This window comes from Streptomyces sp. NBC_00414, from assembly GCF_036038375.1.
In the GTDB taxonomy this organism is placed as follows: domain Bacteria; phylum Actinomycetota; class Actinomycetes; order Streptomycetales; family Streptomycetaceae; genus Streptomyces.
In genome coordinates, this window is record NZ_CP107935.1 from 4,956,662 (window position 1) to 4,970,162 (window position 13,501).

General features: G+C 70.8%; 13 protein-coding genes. 6 read left to right on the forward strand and 7 right to left on the reverse strand.

Annotated elements, in window-relative coordinates; genetic code table 11:
- Positions 1 to 102 precede the first annotated feature (102 nt).
- The 4 genes from OHS59_RS21360 to OHS59_RS21375 form a co-directional block, all read right to left on the reverse strand.
- Positions 103 to 861 (reverse strand): LmeA family phospholipid-binding protein, encoded by a 759-nt coding sequence (locus OHS59_RS21360; protein WP_328495023.1) that lies wholly within the window; start codon positions 859 to 861, stop codon positions 103 to 105.
- A gap of 306 nt (positions 862 to 1,167) precedes the next feature.
- The gene (locus OHS59_RS21365) at positions 1,168 to 2,430 is read right to left on the reverse strand and encodes a hypothetical protein (RefSeq protein ID WP_328495024.1); all 1,263 of its coding nucleotides are present in this window, start codon (positions 2,428 to 2,430) and stop codon (positions 1,168 to 1,170) included.
- A gap of 7 nt (positions 2,431 to 2,437) precedes the next feature.
- On the reverse strand, positions 2,438 to 2,692 hold the full coding sequence (locus OHS59_RS21370; RefSeq protein WP_328495025.1) for a MoaD/ThiS family protein: 255 nt from the start codon (positions 2,690 to 2,692) through the stop codon (positions 2,438 to 2,440).
- Positions 2,693 to 2,742: 50 nt separating this feature from the next.
- Positions 2,743 to 3,645: an alpha/beta hydrolase family protein gene (locus OHS59_RS21375; protein WP_328495026.1), complete on the reverse strand. Its 903-nt coding sequence runs from the start codon at positions 3,643 to 3,645 to the stop codon at positions 2,743 to 2,745.
- Between the two features lie 198 nt (positions 3,646 to 3,843).
- Between OHS59_RS21375 and OHS59_RS21380 the strand changes: the two genes are divergently transcribed.
- Entirely contained in the window at positions 3,844 to 4,674 is an 831-nt protein-coding gene (locus tag OHS59_RS21380) for a winged helix-turn-helix transcriptional regulator (protein ID WP_328495027.1), read from the forward strand.
- A 23-nt stretch (positions 4,675 to 4,697) separates the two neighbouring features.
- On the forward strand, positions 4,698 to 5,717 hold the full coding sequence (locus OHS59_RS21385) for a LacI family DNA-binding transcriptional regulator (RefSeq protein WP_328495028.1): 1,020 nt from the start codon (positions 4,698 to 4,700) through the stop codon (positions 5,715 to 5,717).
- 188 nt (positions 5,718 to 5,905) lie between these two features.
- Here OHS59_RS21385 and OHS59_RS21390 read toward each other — a convergent pair whose 3' ends face one another.
- Positions 5,906 to 7,666: a trypsin-like serine protease gene (locus OHS59_RS21390; RefSeq protein WP_328495029.1), complete on the reverse strand. Its 1,761-nt coding sequence runs from the start codon at positions 7,664 to 7,666 to the stop codon at positions 5,906 to 5,908.
- Positions 7,667 to 7,938: 272 nt separating this feature from the next.
- On the opposite strand from OHS59_RS21390, the gene OHS59_RS21395 reads away from it, so the two are divergent.
- From OHS59_RS21395 to OHS59_RS21410, 4 genes are all read left to right on the forward strand, one after another.
- Positions 7,939 to 9,069 (forward strand): S1C family serine protease, encoded by a 1,131-nt coding sequence (locus tag OHS59_RS21395; RefSeq protein ID WP_328495030.1) that lies wholly within the window; start codon positions 7,939 to 7,941, stop codon positions 9,067 to 9,069.
- A gap of 46 nt (positions 9,070 to 9,115) precedes the next feature.
- Complete coding sequence (locus OHS59_RS21400) at positions 9,116 to 9,304, forward strand: hypothetical protein (RefSeq protein WP_328495031.1); 189 nt, start codon at positions 9,116 to 9,118, stop codon at positions 9,302 to 9,304.
- A 117-nt stretch (positions 9,305 to 9,421) separates the two neighbouring features.
- Positions 9,422 to 10,153 carry a response regulator transcription factor gene (locus tag OHS59_RS21405; RefSeq protein ID WP_328495032.1) on the forward strand — a complete coding sequence of 244 codons (732 nt, stop codon included), beginning with the start codon at positions 9,422 to 9,424 and terminating at the stop codon, positions 10,151 to 10,153.
- A complete protein-coding gene (locus OHS59_RS21410; protein ID WP_328495033.1) occupies positions 10,150 to 11,610 on the forward strand; it encodes a sensor histidine kinase in 1,461 nt (486 codons plus the stop codon). The genes OHS59_RS21405 and OHS59_RS21410 overlap by 4 nt, the downstream gene beginning before the upstream one ends.
- Positions 11,611 to 11,627: 17 nt before the next feature.
- Here the strand turns inward: OHS59_RS21410 and OHS59_RS21415 are convergent, their stop codons facing one another.
- Both OHS59_RS21415 and OHS59_RS21420 read right to left on the reverse strand, forming a co-directional pair.
- A complete protein-coding gene (locus tag OHS59_RS21415; protein WP_328495034.1) occupies positions 11,628 to 12,752 on the reverse strand; it encodes a CU044_5270 family protein in 1,125 nt (374 codons plus the stop codon).
- Positions 12,749 to 13,426, reverse strand: a complete 678-nt coding sequence (locus tag OHS59_RS21420; RefSeq protein ID WP_328495035.1) for an RNA polymerase sigma factor — start codon at positions 13,424 to 13,426, stop codon at positions 12,749 to 12,751. Before OHS59_RS21420 ends, OHS59_RS21415 begins: the two co-directional genes overlap by 4 nt.
- Between the last annotated feature and the right edge of the window lie 75 nt (positions 13,427 to 13,501).

The window sequence follows — 13,501 nt, forward strand, 5'->3', positions numbered from 1 at the left end:
GCCTTTCGGACGGCCGGATGATCCGTACGGCAGCCTTACGGCGTCCGTTGCGGCCTTCGTTGCGGCCTTCGTACGGCATCCGTACGTGGGCCGTCCTGCCTTCTACCCGACGAGGCTGACGTCCGAACCCTTCACTCCGATGTCGACGCCCTTGGCCGCCGCCTCCACCTTGTCGAGCTTGATGCCGCCCGGCAGGCCGTCGATCTTCTGCTGGAAGTCGGTGATCAGACGGACCTTGTTCTCGGCGAGCTGCACGCCCAGGTTGGGCAGGGAGTCCGCGCGCACCTCGACGGTGTCGCCCTTGACGCTGACCGAGCTGAGCACGGAGACCGGGCGGGGGAGCTTCGTGCCGAGCACGGTGGCCTCCACCTCGACCTTGATCTTGCCGTTGCCGCCGTCGGAGAGGCCGACCACCTTGGCGGTGACGCCGGTCGCCACGTCCACGGGCTCGGCCTTGGCCGCCTTGAGGAGCTCGGCGTACGAGATCGTGGCCGTGCCGGTGGCGGTGGCGGCCTTCGCGGAGCTGTAGTCGCCGGAGAACGCGACGCCCCGCATATGGGCGGTGAGGTCGTCGATCCGGATCTTGGCGGGCACGTCGGCGCCCGTGCCGCCCGCCGCGCCGCTCGTGTCGGCCTCGTAGTCCTTGATGCCGACCTGCACCTCGTCCAGCTCGCCGCCGACCACCTGGGTGAGGAAGGGGAAGCCCTTGATCGATACGTCCGGGGTGGTGGCCAGGCCCTCGTTGGTCTTCAGCCGGTCCGCCGCCTCGTCCTCGGCGAAGCCCACGGCTACGCGGTCCGCGATGACGAAGAGTCCGCCCAGGACGATGGTCACGATCAGAAGTATTCGCAGTGCTCGCATTGTCTCCGTGTTCCCCCACCTCGGCGGTCTCCTGTGCGCGAGGGTAACCCCGTGGGGGAGCCGGTGGTCGGGGGACGGTTCTGTTGTCGATCACCTGTGACAGGGATCGCCCATGATCAGGCGTTTTCCGCCCCCGCCGCCCTTACCCTTCCCGTCACTGCATGGGGGCTCCGCCCCCTCGCCCCCGTATCGCGCTGCGCGCTCGTCCTCAAACGCCGGACGGGCTGAAACGTATTCAGCCCGTCCGGCGTTCGAGGACCGGGGGTTCGGGGGCAGCGCCCCCGAGTCAGTGGGGGCGAGAAAGACTCAGATCAGGGCCCGGCCCAGCAGATAGACCGCGGGGGCCGCGGCAGCGAGCGGCAGCGCCACCCCCGCCGTGAAGTGCACGAACTTCGACGGATAGTCGTAGCTGGCGACCCGGTGCCCGACGAGCGCGCAGACCCCCGCCCCCGCGCCGAGAACCGCCCCGCCCATCCCCAGATCGGTCACCCCGCCCACAGCGGCCCCGGCCCCCGCCGCGGCAAGCAGCGCCACAACCACCGACGCGGCCGTCGGCAACGGAAGCGCCCGCGCGAGGACGGCCGCCGCAACCGCCACCCCGCCCACGGTCACCGCATCCGGCTCCGCCCCCAGATACCCCGTCGCGATGATCGCCAGCGCCGCCGAGACGACCGTGGCCATCAGCCCGAGCATCCGCTCGTCGGCCCCGGCGTGGCTGCGCAGTTGGAGGACCAGGGTCAGCAGGACCCAGACGCCGAGCGTGCCGAGAATCGCGGCGGGCGCGTTCTCCCGCCCGGCCGCGAGCAGGGCCACGTCCGCGGTGAGCGCACCCGCGAAGGCGAGCGCGATGCCCTGCCGGGCGGGCCACATCCCGTTGAGCCGGAACCAGCCCGCCGCTGTCACCGCCTGGAGGATCACCAACGGCACGACCAGCGCGTACTGCCCAATCGCGGCCGCGCCGGCGATCAGCAGTCCGAGGACTCCCGTCAGCACGGCCGGCTGCCCGCCGGGCTCGATGATCGGCGAACGTCCCTCGGCACGGGCGCGCTGGGCGTCGGTGACCCGGGTGTTGCCCGTGACGGTGGCCGGACCGTAGCCGGAGCCGGCATCGCCGGGACCAGGGCCGGGACCGGGTGCGGGGGCAGGAACGGGCACGGGGTTTCCGCCGAACGGAGCCTGCTGGGCGTGCGGTTGCGACTGCGGCGCCTGGCCCCAGCCGCCCCCCTCCGCCGCCGCGGGCATCGGCTGCCCGACGACGCCGTACTGAGTCCCGGGCTGAGCCCCGTACTGCGACTGCGCTCCGTACGGCGCCTCTCCCGGACCCTGCTGCGGCAGGTACGCCGTGTCCGCGGCCGGAGCGGCCGGGCGGACCGACGGCTGGACCTGGGTCTCCCAGGTCTGCCCCTCCCACTGCTGGGTGTACTGCTGCTGCGCGGCAGCCTCGTCGTACTGCTGCTGCGCGGGCCACCCGGTGGGCGGTTGTTGCTGTTGCTGCTGATGCTGCTGCTGGTAGGGGTCGTAACCCTCGTACGGGCCCTCGTAGGGTCCCTCGTACGGCTGATCGCTCATGGTCCCGTCACCCTCCTGCGAACGGCGGGAGCACCTCGACCGTGCCGCCCTCGGCCAGCCGTACCGTCTCATGACCGCGGGTACCCACGGGATCGCCGTCGATGAGGAACGAGCATCGCCGCAGGACGCGGGTGAGTTCGCCGGAGTGTCGCTCGCGCGCCGCGTCGAGCGCCTGCGCGAGGGTCTCCGCCTCGTACGGCTCCTCGGCGACGCCTGCGGCGGCCTTGGCGGCGGCCCAGTAACGCACCGTGCCCTTTGCCATCTGATTCCTCGATCAACAGTGAAAGAAAACGGGTGACGGACCCCGTCAGGCTAGCCCGCGTGTGTGGCGGCCCATTCCCCGATGCGGGACAGCAGTTCGTCCTGCGCCGCGTTCTCGGCGTGGCCCATGCCCCGCTCCAGCCACAGTTCCGCGTGGTCGCCGGACGCGGCGGCCAGCATCCGCGGATGGTCCACGGGGAAATAACCGTCCTGGTCGCCGTGGACGATCAGGAGGGGAGTGGGGCCGATGAGGGGTACCGACTCCACCGGGGAGGAAGGGACCGGGTTCCATTCGCGGTGATGGATGCGGGTTCGCAGGCCGTAGCGGCCGACCGCACGGCCCACCGGCCGGGTTACCAGCCAGTGCAGGCGCCGCATAGGGGCCGTACCCCGGTAATACCAACGGGCGGGTGCGCTGACCGAAACCACCGCGTCCGAATGCGCTCCCGTGCGCCCCTCGTGCTCCTCATCGCTCTCCGTGTGCAGAGCCGCGTGCCGGAGCACCACCGAGCCGCCCATGGAGAATCCGACGGTGGCCACCCGGGTGTGACCGAGTTCTCTCGCCCACTCCACGGCCGCCGCCAGATCGAGCACCTCGCGGTCACCGACCGTGGAGCGCCCGCCGGAGGCGCCGTGCCCCCGGAAGGAGAACGTGACCACGGCCGCGTACTGCGCGAAGGCGGTCGCCGCCCGCCGGACGTGCGGGCGCTCCAGGTCGCCCGTGAAGCCGTGCGCCAGGACGATGGCGAGGTCGTCCGATGTCCCGGACGTGTCGGATGTGCTCGTTCCGGGCTGGTACGCGGCGTCGATCGTCACCCCGTCGGCGGTGCGCAGAAACCTTCGCAGCGCCCCTCGTGGAGATCTTTCCGAAGCACTTTCCGTACATCCACCCGCCGTCTCAGGTTCTGGACGAATGAAAGATCGCGTCACATGACCTGCCGGACCTTGGCTCATGTGGGCTATTCTCCTTGGCAGAGGACTCGGGCAGAGAAGCCCCCGGGTCCTTTTGCGCTTTCTGGAGCGTTGTATACGAACGCTGTATACGACGTTGAGCAGTGCCGAAAACGTCCTCGCAGGGACCGAGGAGGAACCAGACGTTATGGGCGAGCGAACCGTGCGTGACCGTAAGACGACCCAGGCAGGTGGGGTGCGATGAGTTCTCTGCTGCTCCTTACCAATGCCCTTCAGCCGTCGACGGAGGTGCTTCCCGCCCTCGGCCTGCTGCTTCACAACGTACGCGTGGCTCCGGCGGAGGGGCCCGCCCTCGTCGACACCCCGGGTGCGGACGTCATTCTCATCGACGGCCGGCGTGATCTGCCGCAGGTCCGCAGCCTGTGTCAGCTGCTGCGCTCCACCGGGCCCGGCTGTCCACTCGTCCTCGTCGTGACGGAGGGCGGCCTCGCGGCCGTCACCGCCGACTGGGGCATCGACGACGTACTGCTCGACACGGCAGGTCCGGCCGAGGTCGAGGCGCGGCTGCGGCTGGCCATGGGCCGCCAGCAGATCGTCAACGACGACTCCCCCATGGAGATCCGCAACGGCGACCTCTCCGTGGACGAGGCCACCTACAGCGCCAAGCTCAAGGGCCGGGTCCTCGACCTGACCTTCAAGGAGTTCGAGCTCCTCAAGTACCTCGCCCAGCACCCGGGCCGCGTCTTCACCCGCGCCCAGCTGCTGCAGGAGGTCTGGGGCTACGACTACTTCGGAGGTACGCGGACCGTCGACGTCCACGTACGACGGCTGCGCGCGAAGCTCGGCCCCGAGCACGAGTCGCTGATCGGAACCGTCCGCAACGTCGGTTATCGATTCGTTACTCCGGAGAAGGTGGACCGGGCGGCGGACGAGGCGAAGGCCAAGGCGGCCCAGCCAAAGCCGGAGGATGCGGACGAGACGGCGCACCTCGACGCGGCGGGTGCCGCGGAAGCCTCGGCCAAGGCCTCGGCGAAGGCACAGGAAGAAGCCGTACGACCTGCCCAGCGGTAGGTCCATCCGCGTAGACTCCGCGCGTGGCCAAGGTGACTCGGGATGATGTGGCGCGACTGGCGGGTACCTCCACCGCCGTCGTCAGCTATGTCATCAACAACGGACCCCGGCCGGTTGCCCCGGCCACGCGCGAGCGTGTACTCGCCGCCATCAAGGAGCTGAGTTACCGCCCGGACCGGGTCGCCCAGGCCATGGCGTCCCGGCGGACGGACCTCATAGGCCTGATCGTGCCGGACGCGCGCCAGCCCTTCTTCGGGGAGATGGCGCACGCGGTCGAACAGGCCGCGTCCGAGCGCGGAAAAATGGTGCTCGTCGGCAACTCCGACTACGTCGGCGAGCGCGAGGTCCACTATCTGCGGGCCTTCCTCGGTATGCGGGTCTCGGGGCTCATCCTCGTCAGCCACGCGCTGAACGATCTGGCCGCCGCCGAGATCGAGGCGTGGGACGCCCGGGTGGTGCTGCTGCACGAGCGGCCCGAGGCCATCGACGACGTCGCGGTCGTCACGGACGACGTGGGCGGCGCGCATCTCGCCACGCAGCATCTCCTTGAGCACGGGTACGAGTACGTGGCCTGTCTCGGCGGTGTCGCGGAGACGCCCACCGTCGGTGACCCGGTCTCCGACCATGTCGAGGGGTGGCGGCGTGCGATGCACGAGGCCGGGCGCTCGACCGAGGGTCGCCTCTTCGAGGCGCTCTACAACCGGTACGACGCGTATCAGGTGGGGCTGCGGCTGCTCGCCGGGCCGGATCGGCCGCCGGCGATCTTCTGTTCCACGGACGACCAGGCGATCGGGTTGCTGCGGGCGGCTCGGGAGCTGCGGATCGATGTGCCGGGGGAACTGGCTGTCGCCGGGTTCGACGACATCAAGGAAGCGGCGTTGACCGATCCGCCGTTGACCACGATCGCGAGTGACCGGTCCGCGATGGCCCGCGCTGCCGTTGATCTCGTTCTCGATGACGGGCTTCGGGTGGCCGGGGCTCGGCGGGAGCGGTTGAAGTTGTTCCCGTCCTCGTTGGTGGTTCGGCGCAGTTGTGGCTGTTAGCCGCGGGAGCGTTTGAGGGTGCGGGTGCGGGTGCGTCGTGGCTGGGCGCGCAGTTCCCCGCGCCCCTCAAGGCCAAAGACTGCGCCGTTCCCCGCGCCCCTGAAAGCCAAAGACTGCGCCGTTCCCCGCGCCCCTGAAAGCAGGCGGCCCCTGCCGCGTGGCAAGGGCCGGCCCGTGTTTCTGTGGGTCTAGAACAGCAGGTTGTACTGGTTGAAGCCGGTGCCGAGGCTGGTGCGGGTGGCGAACAGGTCCGACGAGGGCTTGTTCGTACCGCGGTAGAGCCAGAGCTTGCCCGCCGAGTCGCGGGTGATGACGTCGGCGATGCCGTCCCCCGTCACGTCGCCGTTGGAGACGTACGACGTGAAGTTCCAGCCGGTACGCGCCTTGATACGGGCCGACCAGGGGGTCTTCTCCTTGCCCGTGCCCCGGTAGAGCCACAGGGTGCCGTCCGTGGAGCGGACGAGCAGGTCGGGCTTGCCGTCGCCGGAGAGGTCGCCGTGGCCGAGGACCTTGACGTTCTTCCAGGCGCCCCCGACGACCTTGACCTTGCCGTAGAACTGGCCGTTGCCGCGGCCCGGGTAGAGGTAGACCGAGCCGTCGGCGTCCACCGCGACCAGGTCCGGGCGGGCGTCACCCGTCATGTCGCCGGGGATCGCGTAAGACTTGTAGCCGCCCCACACCGAACTGATCTGCATCCAGGTCCAGTCACCGACGGAGTGGTCCAGGTAGCTGCGGTACAGCTTGCCGTCGGTCCTGTCGCGGATGATCAGGTCCTGGTAGAAGTCCCGGTCCAGGTCGGCCTGCAGGGCCCAGGTGGCGGACTGCCAGCCGGTGCCCTGGTAGGCGCGCTGCGCGAGCGAGGTGCCCGTGCTGTTCTGCTGGAAGAGACCGCCCGAGGGCGTGCGCGCGAGCAGGTCGGCGCGGCCGTCGTACGACAGGTCGGCGTCGTCGATGCGCGGCTGGGCCGCCCAGGTGTACGAGCTGACCTTGGTGAAGACCGGGTAGGCGCCCTTCGCGGTGCAGCCCGCGACGCCCCAGGAGACGATGCCGACGATCTTGTTGCCGACGACCAGCGGGCCGCCGGAGTCGCCGTTGCAGGGGCTGTTCGTGCCCTCGTCGGCGCCGCTCGCGGGGGTGCCCGCGCAGGCCATCGAACCGGCGATGAAGTAGTCCCCGTCGAGGACCGACGCCATCGCGCTCTTGCAGGTCGCGTCGGCGACGAGCGGCAGGCTCGCCTTCTTCAGCTTCGTCGACAGGGTGGCGTCGTCGGCGCCGGAGGTCAGGCCCCAGCCGTAGACGGTGCCGGTGGTGCCGGTCTTGTAGAGCGCGCTGTCGTCGGACGCGGCCAGGCGCAGCGTCGGCACGTCCAGCAGCGGCCGGTCCAGGGTGAGCACCGCGATGTCGTTCTGCGTGGTGTCCGCGTTGTAGCGGGGGTGCGTCCACTGGCGGAACACGCCCGCGGGGGTGCCCGTCGTGTAGTCGTCGAGGTCGGTGGTGCCGGCCAGGACCGCGCCGTTGCCCACCCAGTCCAGGCCGGCGACGCAGTGCGCGGCGGTGAGGACCTTGTTCGGGGCGACGAGGGTGCCGCCGCAGAAGTAGCCGTCGCCGGTGGTCGGCTCGTAGTAGCCGAGCTGGACCATCCACGGGGCACTGGCGATGGTGGTCTCGCCGCCGCCGATGATGAACGGGGACTTCGCGGGCGAGGCGTCGACCGGGGTCTCGCCGGTCGCCTCGGCGGCGTCGACGATCCGGTCCCGCAGTTCCTTCGTCGCGGCGGCAGGCTTCACGGGCTGCGCGAGGCCCGCGTCGGGCAGTCCCCCGGCGGGACCGTCCGCCGCGGTCGCGGGCCCGGCCGCGAGGACGCCGGCGCAACTCAGCGCCAGCGCGAGGGCGGCCGCGGGGAGCGCCGTACCGGTGCGTCTCCAACGGCTGCGCAGAGCAGGTATCACTCAGGGCTCCTGAGGTGGTGGGGTGTGGACGTCCATGGCGGTGGCGTGTCCTGAACCCACCAAGCCTGCGGCCCGCAAACCCCTCCGCACACGCGCTTCACAGCAGACCGACAAGTGTTCGTCCGCCGCTTCCCTCACCTCACCGTGCGGCAACCCCTCGTTTCCCCGGTATCAGCGGGATCCGGCGTCTTTATATCGGGCATACGAGGTTCTGTCGGGCTTCTCAGGGAGCACTCAGGGAGCTCTCATGGTCGGGCGACAGAGTCTTACTCATGACCGAGAGCTTCCGCCGCAGCGGCGAGTACCCCCAGGGCGACCAGCAGCAGTCCGCGTACTCAGGACAGCCGTACGAGCAGTCGCACCACCAGCAGAACACCTCCTCCGTGAACCCGGAGTGGCCGCCCCCGCCGGCGTACCAGCCGGCCCCGGGCCCGACCCCGGCCTCGCACGGCGACGCTCCCACCGCGCTCCTCACCGAGCCGGTGTCCTCCGCGCCCGCCGCGCCCCGCAGGCGCGCCAAGGGGCCGCTGGCCCTGCTGGCCGCCGTGGCGATAGCCGCCGCGGCCGTGGGCGGAGGCACCGCGTACGCCTTCCAGGAGCTGACCGGCAACGACACCGCGGCCGGCAGCAGCACGAGCACCAGCGTGGTGCCCACCAGCAAGAAGGGCACCGTCGCCGGGGTCGCCGAGGCGGTCAGCCCGAGCATCGTCGAGATCGGCGCGACCTCGAACGCGGGCTCCTCCACCGGTTCCGGCGTGATCATCACGACCGGCGGCGAGATCATCACCAACAACCACGTGGTCTCCGGCGCCTCCCAGATCAAGGTGCAGCTGAGCAACGGCAAGTCGTACACCGCGAGCGTCGTCGGCACCGACAGCAAGAAGGACCTCGCGCTGATCAAGCTGGAGGACGCGCCGTCGGGTCTGACGCCCGCGACGCTCGGCGACTCCGACGCCGTCAAGGTCGGCGACGAGGTCGTGGCGATCGGCTCCCCCGAGGGCCTGACCGGCACCGTCACCAGCGGCATCGTCTCCGCGCTCGACCGGGACGTCACCGTCTCCACGGACGAGAGCCAGGGTCAGCAGCAACAGCAGGGCGGCGGCAGCGGCAGCGAGCAGTGGCCGTTCGAGTTCGGCGGCCAGGAGTTCAACGGCGACACCGGCTCGTCCACGACGACGTACAAGGCCCTCCAGACCGACGCGTCCCTCAACCCGGGCAACTCCGGCGGCGCGCTGATCGACATGAACGGCAACATCATCGGCATCAACTCCGCGATGTACTCGGCCGCCACGGACTCCTCGTCCTCGTCGAGCGCCGGCAGCGTCGGCCTCGGCTTCGCCATCCCGGTCAACACCGTCAAGGCCGACCTGGCCTCGCTGCGGGCCGGCGGCTCCGACAGCTGAGCCACGGTCACCCCCGACCGACCCGCCCCGGACCCCGGAGGTCGTCATGCAGATCAAGACCGTGTCCCACACCCTCGCGGGCGCCGACCCGGCCGGGTCGGCCCTGGCCCTCGCGGTGGCCCACGAGCTGCACGCGCCGGCGCCCCGCGCGCCCGAGATGGCCACGGCGCGGGCCGCGCGCGGCACCGCCCGCCGCAGCGGCGCCGCCCGCGCCCGCCGTACCGTACGAGGCTGATCGCTCCCGGGCCCCTCCCGGCTTCCCGGGCCCGGCGGCTCTACGAGAACAGCACTGAAACGTGCGAGGCTGAAAGCGCCCCGACCACGTCCCACCGCACCCGAGGAACTGACCGCGATGAGTCCCGCCGAAGGCGACCGTGAACCCCAGCGCATCCTGATCGTCGACGACGAGCCGGCCGTGCGCGAAGCACTCCAGCGCAGTCTGGCCTTCGAGGGATACGACACCGAGGTGGCGGTCGACGGCGCGGACGCGCTGGAGAAGTCCGTCGCGTACCAGCCCGACCTGGTCGTCCTCGACATCCAGATGCCGCGGATGGACGGCCTGACCGCCGCCCGCCGGATGCGCGGCGCGGGCACGACGACGCCGATCCTCATGCTCACCGCCCGCGACACGGTCGGCGACCGGGTCACCGGACTCGACGCGGGCGCCGACGACTACCTGGTCAAGCCGTTCGAACTGGACGAGCTGTTCGCCCGCGTACGGGCCCTGCTGCGACGCAGTTCGTACGCGGCCGCCGCGGTCGGCGCCCCGGCGGACGACGCGCTGACCTTCGGCGACCTGCGCATGGACCTCGCGACCCGGGAGGTCACGCGGGCCGGGCGGCCCGTCGAGCTGACGCGCACCGAGTTCACCCTGCTGGAGATGTTCCTGGCCCATCCGCGCCAGGTCCTCACCCGGGAGCAGATCCTGAAGGCGGTCTGGGGCTTCGACTTCGAGCCGAGCTCCAACTCCCTGGATGTGTACGTGATGTATCTGCGCCGCAAGACGGAGGCTGGCGGCGAGCCGCGCCTCGTCCACACGGTGCGGGGCGTGGGGTACGTCCTGCGGTCGGGCGGGGCGGAGTGAAGAGGGTCGTCCGCCGATTCACCTCCCTGCCGATCCGGGCCCGGCTGTCGCTCCTGGTGGCGTCGGCGGTGGCGTTCGCGGTGGCGGCGGTGTCGGTGACGTGCTGGTTCATCGTGCAGGGGAAGCTGTACGACGAGATCGACAGTGACCTGGAGTCGCAGAAGGCTCCGGTTCCGATCTCCCTGGCCCGGGACGCCCTCAGCAACTGCGGCCAGGACCCGACGGACACCACCGGCTTCCGTGGCCGGTCCGAGTACTACTCACAAGTGGTCCAGACGGACGGCACCGTGTGCGCGTTCGACGGCTCCGCGGGCACGGTCGAGGTCACCAGCGGCGACACGGACCTGGCCAAGGATCCGAAGATCGGTGCCGGCGAGATGCGCAACGGGACCGACAGCAACGGCCATGCCGTACGGGTGCTGACCATTCCGCTCGTCACCGACGGGCCCGGCGGCCAGTCCCTGGCCCAGGACGCCGCACTGCTCATCGCCTTCCCGCTCAAGAGCACCGAATCCACCCTCAATGAACTGGCTCTGCTCCTCCTCATCGTCTCCGGCATCGGCGTGGTCGGCGCCGGATTCGCGGGGCTCGGCGTCGCGCGTACCGGCCTGCGCCCCGTCGACAAGCTCACCGAAGCCGTCGAGCACGTGGCCCGTACCGAGGACCTCTCCGTCCGCATCCCCGTCGAGGAGGAGAGCGAGGACGAGATCGCCCGGCTCTCCCGGTCCTTCAACTCGATGACCGCCTCGCTCGCCAACTCCCGTGAGCTGCAGCAGCAGTTGATCGCCGACGCCGGTCACGAGCTGCGCACCCCCCTCACCTCCCTCCGTACGAACATCGAGCTGCTCACCCGCAGCGAGGAGACGGGCCGCCCCATCCCCCCGGCGGACCGCAAGGCGCTGCTGGCCTCGGTGAAGGCGCAGATGACCGAACTGGCCGCGCTGATCGGCGACCTGCAGACGCTGTCGCGGTCGGACGCGGGCACCCCGGCCGACCGCGTGCAGGTGGTGGCGTTGCAGGACACCGTGGAGTCGGCCCTGCGCCGGGCCCGGCTGCGCGGCCCGGAGCTGACGATCACGGCGGACGTGCACCCCTGGTTCGTCCGGGCGGAGCCCACCGCCCTGGAGCGGGCCATCGTGAACATCCTCGACAACGCGGTGAAGTTCAGCCCCGAGGGCGGCACGATCGACGTCGCCCTCAAGGACGGCGAACTGAAGGTACGGGACCACGGTCCGGGCATCCCCGCCGACGAACTCCCGCACGTCTTCGACCGGTTCTGGCGCTCCCCGAGCGCCCGTGCGCTGCCCGGCTCGGGCCTCGGCCTGTCCATCGTGGCCCGCTCGGTCCAGCAGGCGGGCGGCGAGGTGGCGTTGAGCCCGGCCGCGGGCGGCGGCACGGTCGCGGCGATCCGGCTGCCCGGCGCCCCGACCCCGCCGCCCACGCTGGACCGGGACTGACCGGGACCGACCGGGGCTCAGCCCGCCTGTGCCGGGGCCGAAGGGGTCTCCTTCATGCCGTCGACCACGGCGCGGTTCTTGATGGCCATGGTGAAGTTCACCGTGCCGGGCTTGACCACGACACCCTCTTCCTTGAGCTGCTTCACCTGGACGTTGCGCGCACCGAGGTAGACATGGGTCTTCTTGTCGAAGATCCACTCCTCGCGCTGCCCGCTGGTCTCGTCCAGCCGGGCCACCGCCACCCCGTGCCGGCCGGCCGCGTCCACCGCGTCGTCGACGACGACGACTCCCGGGATCTTCGCGGCGGCCTCGAACAGCGCCGGGTAGAGCTCCGCCGGCGGGTAGCTCTCGGAGAGCAGGTCACCGATGGTGGTGAAGGCCTGCTGGTCGGGGGTGTTCCCCTGGCCCTTGGTCTCCTTGTAGATCTTGGCCAGCAGTGCGTCGGGGTCGGTGGTCAGCTTGGTCAGGTAGTCGAACGACGGGCTGCCCAGGTGCGCCTTCGGGGTGTTGCCCTGCTCGTCGGGCAGGGTCAGGGTCTCGCCCTCCGGGCTCTCGTTGACGGCGGGGTCGATCAGCCAGCCCTTGACGCCGTCCGGGGAGTTCCAGATCTGACGGCGGTGCAGTTCCTCGCTGACCAGGCTGCTCTTGTCGTCGACGGTCTTCACGTGGGTGTCGGCCACCATGGACTCGATGTAGATGTACTGGCCGGCCTTCACGGTCGGGTGGTCGCCCTCGGCCGCCGCCAGGGAGATCTGGTCGAGCAGCTGGGGCACGCCCTTCGTGCTCGCGGTACCGACGTCGGTGGTCAGGGCGGGCCCGGTGGCGACTCCGCTCTCCTGTACGCCTTCATGGTCGCCGAAGGTCACGACTCCGGCGACGATCGCCGCGGACAGGCCGAACGCCATCGCGGGCAGGGTGATCGCGGGACGCGGCAGCCGGAACCGCCGCGCCTTCGCCGGTGCGGCCGGGGCCGCCGTGCGCTCTTCCCGCTGGACCTGCTCGTGGATCTGGGCCATCAGACGCTCCTTGTGGAACTGGTGACGGCCCGACGGCAGGTCGCGTGCCGTCCGGGTGAGGAGCTGTGCTTCCTGCTCCCACTCGGTCCCATCGGCAGAGTCCTGCCGGGGCGTGTTCGCGTTCATCGGTTTCCCTCCTGTGCGGGCCGGATCGCTTTTGCGTGATCGCCTCTTGTCTGTCGGGCGGGGCGGGGTCCTTCCCGATTTCCGCGAACTTTCTCGCCCGCGACCGCAAGCACGGGGTGTCTCAACTCCCCTTTGGGCAAGGAGAGTTGAGCCTCGGCGACCGTACGCAGCTTCTTGCGGGCCCGGGAGAGCCGGGAGGCGACCGTGCCGACGGGGATACCGAGCGCCTCCGCCGCGGCCTCGTAGTCCAGGCCCTCGCCCAGGCAGAGCGTGATGACCTCACGCTCCGGCCGGCGCAGGGTGGCGAGCGCGGTCAGGGCCGTGGCGAGCCGCCGGCGGTCGTCGAGCCGGCCGGCGACCTCGTCGGCGTGATCGGGCACGGCCGTCTCGGCCGCCGCCGCGGCGCCCGCGGCCCGGCGGTAACGCCGGTTGCTGCGGAACTGGTTGCGCGCGGTGTTGGTGGCGATGCCCAGCAGCCAGGGCCGCAGGGAACCGCCCTCCGGGTCGACTCTGTCCCGCAGCCGCCAGGCCTCCATGAAGGTCGAGGCCATCACGTCCTCGGCCGTCGACCAGTCCGCGGTCAGCCTGAACGCGTGGTTGTAGACCGCGCGGGCGTACGTGTCGAAAAGCTCGGCGAAGGCGCTCGGATCCCCGGCCCGTACCCGGGTTCGCATATGAGTGGTCACCTCTGTGAGCTGTGCGGAACCGGGGGTCGCCTTCCCGTGAGGTGCGTCACACCGGCTCGGGAG

What these genes read in the sequence shown, in the direction of transcription:
- OHS59_RS21365 (WP_328495024.1), bottom strand. Translation starts at nt 2,430, where the DNA reads ATGAGCGATCAGCCGTACGAGGGACCCTACGAGGGCCCGTACGAGGGT.
- OHS59_RS21415 (WP_328495034.1), bottom strand. Translation starts at nt 12,752, where the DNA reads ATGAACGCGAACACGCCCCGGCAGGACTCTGCCGATGGGACCGAGTGG.
- OHS59_RS21375 (WP_328495026.1), bottom strand. Translation starts at nt 3,645, where the DNA reads ATGAGCCAAGGTCCGGCAGGTCATGTGACGCGATCTTTCATTCGTCCA.
- OHS59_RS21400 (WP_328495031.1), top strand. Translation starts at nt 9,116, where the DNA reads ATGCAGATCAAGACCGTGTCCCACACCCTCGCGGGCGCCGACCCGGCC.
- OHS59_RS21420 (WP_328495035.1), bottom strand. Translation starts at nt 13,426, where the DNA reads ATGCGAACCCGGGTACGGGCCGGGGATCCGAGCGCCTTCGCCGAGCTT.
- OHS59_RS21380 (WP_328495027.1), top strand. Translation starts at nt 3,844, where the DNA reads ATGAGTTCTCTGCTGCTCCTTACCAATGCCCTTCAGCCGTCGACGGAG.
- OHS59_RS21395 (WP_328495030.1), top strand. Translation starts at nt 7,939, where the DNA reads ATGACCGAGAGCTTCCGCCGCAGCGGCGAGTACCCCCAGGGCGACCAG.
- OHS59_RS21360 (WP_328495023.1), bottom strand. Translation starts at nt 861, where the DNA reads ATGCGAGCACTGCGAATACTTCTGATCGTGACCATCGTCCTGGGCGGA.
- OHS59_RS21405 (WP_328495032.1), top strand. Translation starts at nt 9,422, where the DNA reads ATGAGTCCCGCCGAAGGCGACCGTGAACCCCAGCGCATCCTGATCGTC.
- OHS59_RS21370 (WP_328495025.1), bottom strand. Translation starts at nt 2,692, where the DNA reads ATGGCAAAGGGCACGGTGCGTTACTGGGCCGCCGCCAAGGCCGCCGCA.